Genomic DNA, 4624 nt, shown 5'->3' with positions numbered 1-4624 from the left:
CACATCACCGTCCACCGAGGCAGCAGAGGACTCCACAGAAGCGGGCGTCTGGTCTGTGGCCGATTGGTTGGTGGTGTTGGTGCTGCATCCGGCGATCGCGAGGGCGAGTGCTACGGCCGCGGTCAGGTGAAGGGTTTTGCGCGCGTGCACGGCGGTGCTCCTGTCTTGGGGGCGGCAGGTCGGTCCTGCCTGTCCTCAGTAGGTGCGGGGCGTCTGGTTGCCTCGGCCTGCGGGCCTGCTGGCGGTGGTGCGTCGGCGGGCCGGGGTGGGAGGGCACCCGGCGGGGTGTCCTCCCACCTGTCCCTGATTGTTACCGAGACCGTACCGCGACATGCCTGGGTTCGGTCATCTTCTCTGAAAGGTGCACTCCAATGATCAAGACGATTCTGGGTGGATTGGCTGTGTCTGTTCTGGCAGCGGTGCCCGCGGCGACGGCGGCTCCCGAGTCGGGGGAGCTTGAGTCGGGGTGGGCGTATCGGGTCGAGGACGGCGAGTTGCTGAGGACGGGCCGGATTGTGGATCAGGCTCTGCCGGGCGAAAGCGATGAGGCTGCTCGGTGTGATGGTGTCGATGGGCGAGTGCGTGCGGAGATTGATCTGGACGTTCCCGGGCTGACGTGGCATGGATCTGATGGGTGTCTGCGCTGGGCCCAGGCCACCGACGGCGACGGACAGGTGCACCGGTACTGGGTCACTCCCGGCGCTGAGGTGGTCTACGTGGTTGAGCTTGATGAGGAGGTTCCCTCATGAGCGTGTTGGCATCGTCGTGGGCGTGGTCACTGCGGGGTACTGGACCGTACCCGAAGCTGGTGCTGGCAGCACTGGCTGATCAGGCTGATGATGAGGGGTACTGCTGGCCGTCACAGTCGGTAATCGCCGAGCGGTGCGAGATGGGCGAGCGAACGGTTAGGCGTCACATTCGCACGCTGCATGAGTTGGGGCTGTTGACGATCGTGCCGAGGTCGTCGGTCCACGGGCGCCGGTCCAATGGGTACCGGCTGCACATTGGTGCTCGTGTGAAGGAATCGGCGGAATCTCGGCAACCGGTCAATCTGGCCGGTTGCGGGGAGGATGCTGACGAGGGGCCTGTGGATAACTTGATGTCGCAGCCGGTTTCGCCTGAGATTCCGGCAACCGGCCAGATTGGCCGGTTGCGCAAGAGGCCAGATTGGCCGGTTGCGCAAGAGGCCACTAGTGGCCGCCAGCAACAGGCCACAGGTGGCCGGTTGCATATAGGAGGAACCACCAATAGAACCACCAGACCAGACCAGAGCTCCAAGGTGACCTCACCAGCCGCCGGTGACTCCGCTCGGGTCGGGTCAGGTCGGGACGATGATCGACCGGATGCTGCCGCGGCGGTGAGGGCCGGGGCTTCGCCCTCGGCCTCGTCGCCAGCTACGGGTGGCACGACCGATGAGGTTAAGCGAGTGATTGCGAGCTGCCTGCCTGAGCACATGCGGGCGATGGACGCTGTCGGTGCCCGGCAAGTGGCCAAGCTGCTCGACGAGAGGCTGCAGGCTGGCTGGCAGCCGGCGGAGATTCGGCAGGTGATGGACCAGCCGATCACGGAGCCCGTGCGGCGTCTCTCGGGGCTAGTCGCGTACCGGCTGAGGTGCAACGTCGATCCACAATTGGTGCCTGGTGTCCGGCGGTCTGATGATGAGCTCTGGGCGGAGCGCCAGCGGAAGTCGGAGCAGTTGGCGACGCCATCCCGGGCCGAGCGTGATCCGGCCTGGGAGGCGGCGTGGAGGCAAGTCCGGAGCCAGATGCCGGATGCGTCCAGGTTGGAGCTGGCTCAGGCGGCGCACGAGCTCGTGGCCCAGCGGGCACGGGAGGCGGCGTCATGAGCGAGACCGGGCGCTGGTCGTGGCCGGTGTGGGCTCGGCGCCTAGTGGGGCTGACGCCCACCGAGTCGCTGATTGTCGGCGAGCTCGCGCGGTTGGCCGACTGGCGGGGTGTGGCGGTCACATCGACAGCCCACTTGCAGGCATCGTCGGGCCGCTCAAGGCGGGCGGTCTTCGGTGCTCTGGCCGGGCTTGAGCGGGCTGGCGTACTGGCGCGTGAACGCCGTCGCTGGGACGGGCACCAGGCCGCCACGTGGTACCGGCTGCAGGTGGTCTCGCAAGCCGTATCGCCGGAGCTGACAGACCCAGTGGCCGACGAGACTGAGGCTGCCGGCAGTACTACGGTGTCGGCGTCGGAATCTCTGGGGCAAGGGGATGTGATCGACCGGCAGGACAACCGGCGGCTCCGCGAGACGATCATCGCTGCTGTCAACGAGAGGTGGCGTGGCCCGGCGTCGGATCTGCTCGGCGCTACATTGGAGGCGACCGCCAGCGTGCAGTTCGCCGCTTCGATTCGCCGCAAGGTCCGGTTCGGCGGTTTGAGCCGCGAAGAAGCGCGGGTGGACGTCCTGTCGACCGCTTGGGAGCTGCTACGCGAGCATGCGCTGGCTATTGCCGGGGCGGACGTGCCGTGGGCGAAGCTAACGGCGATCGTATCCACGGCGACACTGTCGGACGGCGGCCAGCTGCCGGATGGGGTGAGCGTCGGCGCGGCGGACCCAGCAGACCTCGACATGGTCGCCGCCGACGCGGCCCTTGGGCAGGCGGTGCCCGTGGGCGCCCCAAACGCGCGGGCGGACACGCAGCAGGTGGGGTACGACGACTTCGGGCCGGCCCTGCTGGGCCTAGTGGAGTCGCTGCTGGACGCGGGAATGGATGAGACTACGGCGTGGGCGGGCACACTCCGCATCGCCGAGCTGTCGACGCGTTCGCCGTCGAGGCGTCACACGCTGGCAGGGGAGGACCCGCGCCTGGCGGAGTTGGACGTCACGCCGGAGGCGGCCCGGGCGTGGATGACCATGCTCGTAGGATCCCGCCGGGGCGCCGCAGCCTCGGTGGTTATGCTCGACGCCGACGAGCGGGCCGCCCGTGCCAGGGCTGTTGTACAGGCGCTCGGACGCCAGGCAGCCTGACGTGAGCTGAAACACAGTTTGGCGGGTGGGTGGTGCTGGGTGCAGGAATTGCACCCTGGTGATTTCGAGGCTCAAATCTCTGAGGGGCTGCCTGGGTGCGAGCCGAAGACCTCGGGTGCGGTCTTGGTCTGGAACTCGTTCCAGATGACGTCCATGAGTTCGTCGGTGTCGGTGTCCTCACCTACAGGGGTCCAGTTGGACCGTGCCATCGCTGTGAGCTGATACCAGAAGGTCACGTTGTCCAGGGGCAGGTTGTGCTCGATGGCCCAGTCGATGTACTCGGCACGGGCGCCGTCGTAGGTGTCGGCGAATAACAGGGCTCGGCGGGTCTCGTCTGGATTGAGACCGTCGTAGGTGACGACGTACTGGTGAATGATCTCCGGTCTGTCCATTGCTCTTGTTCTGTCCATTGCTCTTGTCCTCCTCGCTAAAGCGTCTGGCCTGCTCAGGGATTGGTGTTGTCGGCTCACGGTATCCCGGATCAATCACGCCGCGCGCGGGTGGCGCACGGCGTGGTGCGCGCACGCGCCACGTGAGGGGTGAAGGGAGGCCCGGACGTGAGTGTGAATCCGTGGATTGACGCGCCGCCTCCTGCGCTGGCTGAGCCGGAGCGGGGGAGCGAGGGCAGCGAGGATCAGGCCATTGTGGTGCCTCGGTGGGCTCCGGGCGCTGAGGTTGAAGCCGTTGGCGGTCTTTCCTCGCACCCGGTGCAGGAACCCGGTGGCCTTTGGGTCGTTGGCGCCCATGGCGGTGCCGGCACGTCAACGCTGGCGGATCTGCTGGGCGCTGGCGACGCGGGCACGTCCTGGCCAACCTCGGTCTCGGGCACTGTGCGTGTTCTGGTGGTGGCTCGCACTCATGCTTCCGGTATTGAGCGTGCGCGTGAGGTCGGGATTCAGTGGGCGGCTGGCGGTCTGGCGGGCGTCGAGCTCGTCGGCGTCGTCTGGGTCGCGGACGCACCCGGCCGCCTGCCCCGACCGCTGCGCGAACCGCTGGAGCTCGCCTCTGGCGCCTTCCCTGTCGGCTTCCACGTCCCATGGGTTGGGGCGTGGCGTATCACCGTGCCGGCGTCCGCCGACGCGGCCCCCCGCGACGTACGGCGCACCCTGCGCCAGATCGCGTCGCTGACCCAGAGAGGATCCGAGAATGATGAATGAGACCGTATGTCAGGTGTGGGCGGCTCTACCGATGGATGAGTTGTCCGAGCTTGATGACACGCCCGTGGTGCCGGATGGTGTTATTGCTCCGATTAACACGGTGTTCGGCATAGGCACTTTTACGGCGATTGTGGTCGCGGGCATTTCTTTGCTCGCCGTATTCGGCACTTTGATCCTTTCCGCTATGGGCCGCGGGGGGAACGGTGCTGAGCAATTGGTCAAAAATTTGATAAAGGTGTTCGGTGGCGCGATCGGGGCGACGTCCGTCCTCGGAATTCTGACGTTAGTGACAGGAGGGTTCTGACATGCGGGAAGAGGAAGAGAGTCCGTTTGCGCGGCGGTCTTTCGTCGCCGCGGCTGTGCTGATGGCGGCGCTCGTGGCGGGTGGCGTGTGGCTGCTGCTCGGCAGCCGTGGCGACGATTTGTCTGCTGGTCAGTCCGCTACGGCCGCTTCTGTGGAGTCCTCTGCTGCCTCGGTGGACGGTGATGTG

The 4624-nt window shown here is 66.6% G+C and carries 7 protein-coding genes; 6 read left to right on the top strand and 1 reads right to left on the bottom strand.

Translation table 11 applies throughout. The annotated features are described in order from the left end of the window. Positions 1-371: 371 nt before the first annotated feature. Genes BN1056_RS07945 through BN1056_RS07935 form a run of 3 tightly spaced genes read left to right on the top strand, consistent with a single transcriptional unit; the run spans position 372 to position 2976 of the window. Entirely contained in the window at positions 372-749 is a 378-nt protein-coding gene (locus BN1056_RS07945) for a hypothetical protein (RefSeq protein WP_210580247.1), read from the top strand. Further along, the gene (locus BN1056_RS15085; protein WP_210580246.1) at positions 746-1846 is read left to right on the top strand and encodes a helix-turn-helix domain-containing protein; all 1101 of its coding nucleotides are present in this window, start codon (positions 746-748) and stop codon (positions 1844-1846) included. Before BN1056_RS07945 ends, BN1056_RS15085 begins: the two co-directional genes overlap by 4 nt. Further along, a complete protein-coding gene (locus BN1056_RS07935; protein ID WP_210580245.1) occupies positions 1843-2976 on the top strand; it encodes a helix-turn-helix domain-containing protein in 1134 nt (377 codons plus the stop codon). Before BN1056_RS15085 ends, BN1056_RS07935 begins: the two co-directional genes overlap by 4 nt. A 71-nt stretch (positions 2977-3047) precedes the next feature. Here BN1056_RS07935 and BN1056_RS07930 read toward each other — a convergent pair whose 3' ends face one another. Next, complete coding sequence (locus BN1056_RS07930; RefSeq protein WP_210580244.1) at positions 3048-3368, bottom strand: hypothetical protein; 321 nt, start codon at positions 3366-3368, stop codon at positions 3048-3050. Positions 3369-3533: 165 nt separating this feature from the next. Between BN1056_RS07930 and BN1056_RS07925 the strand changes: the two genes are divergently transcribed. From BN1056_RS07925 to BN1056_RS07915, 3 genes are all read left to right on the top strand, one after another. Further along, complete coding sequence (locus BN1056_RS07925; RefSeq protein ID WP_210580243.1) at positions 3534-4133, top strand: DUF6668 family protein; 600 nt, start codon at positions 3534-3536, stop codon at positions 4131-4133. Then, entirely contained in the window at positions 4123-4437 is a 315-nt protein-coding gene (locus tag BN1056_RS07920) for a hypothetical protein (protein WP_210580242.1), read from the top strand. Before BN1056_RS07925 ends, BN1056_RS07920 begins: the two co-directional genes overlap by 11 nt. Before the next feature lies 1 nt (position 4438). Then, positions 4439-4624, top strand: a 186-nt coding sequence (locus tag BN1056_RS07915; protein ID WP_210580241.1) for a hypothetical protein, incomplete at its 3' end; no start/stop codon positions are given.

It is taken from the genome of Actinomyces succiniciruminis, from assembly GCF_900002405.1.
Lineage (GTDB): Bacteria > Actinomycetota > Actinomycetes > Actinomycetales > Actinomycetaceae > Actinomyces > Actinomyces succiniciruminis.
This window is presented reverse-complemented; position numbering and strand designations above follow the sequence as displayed.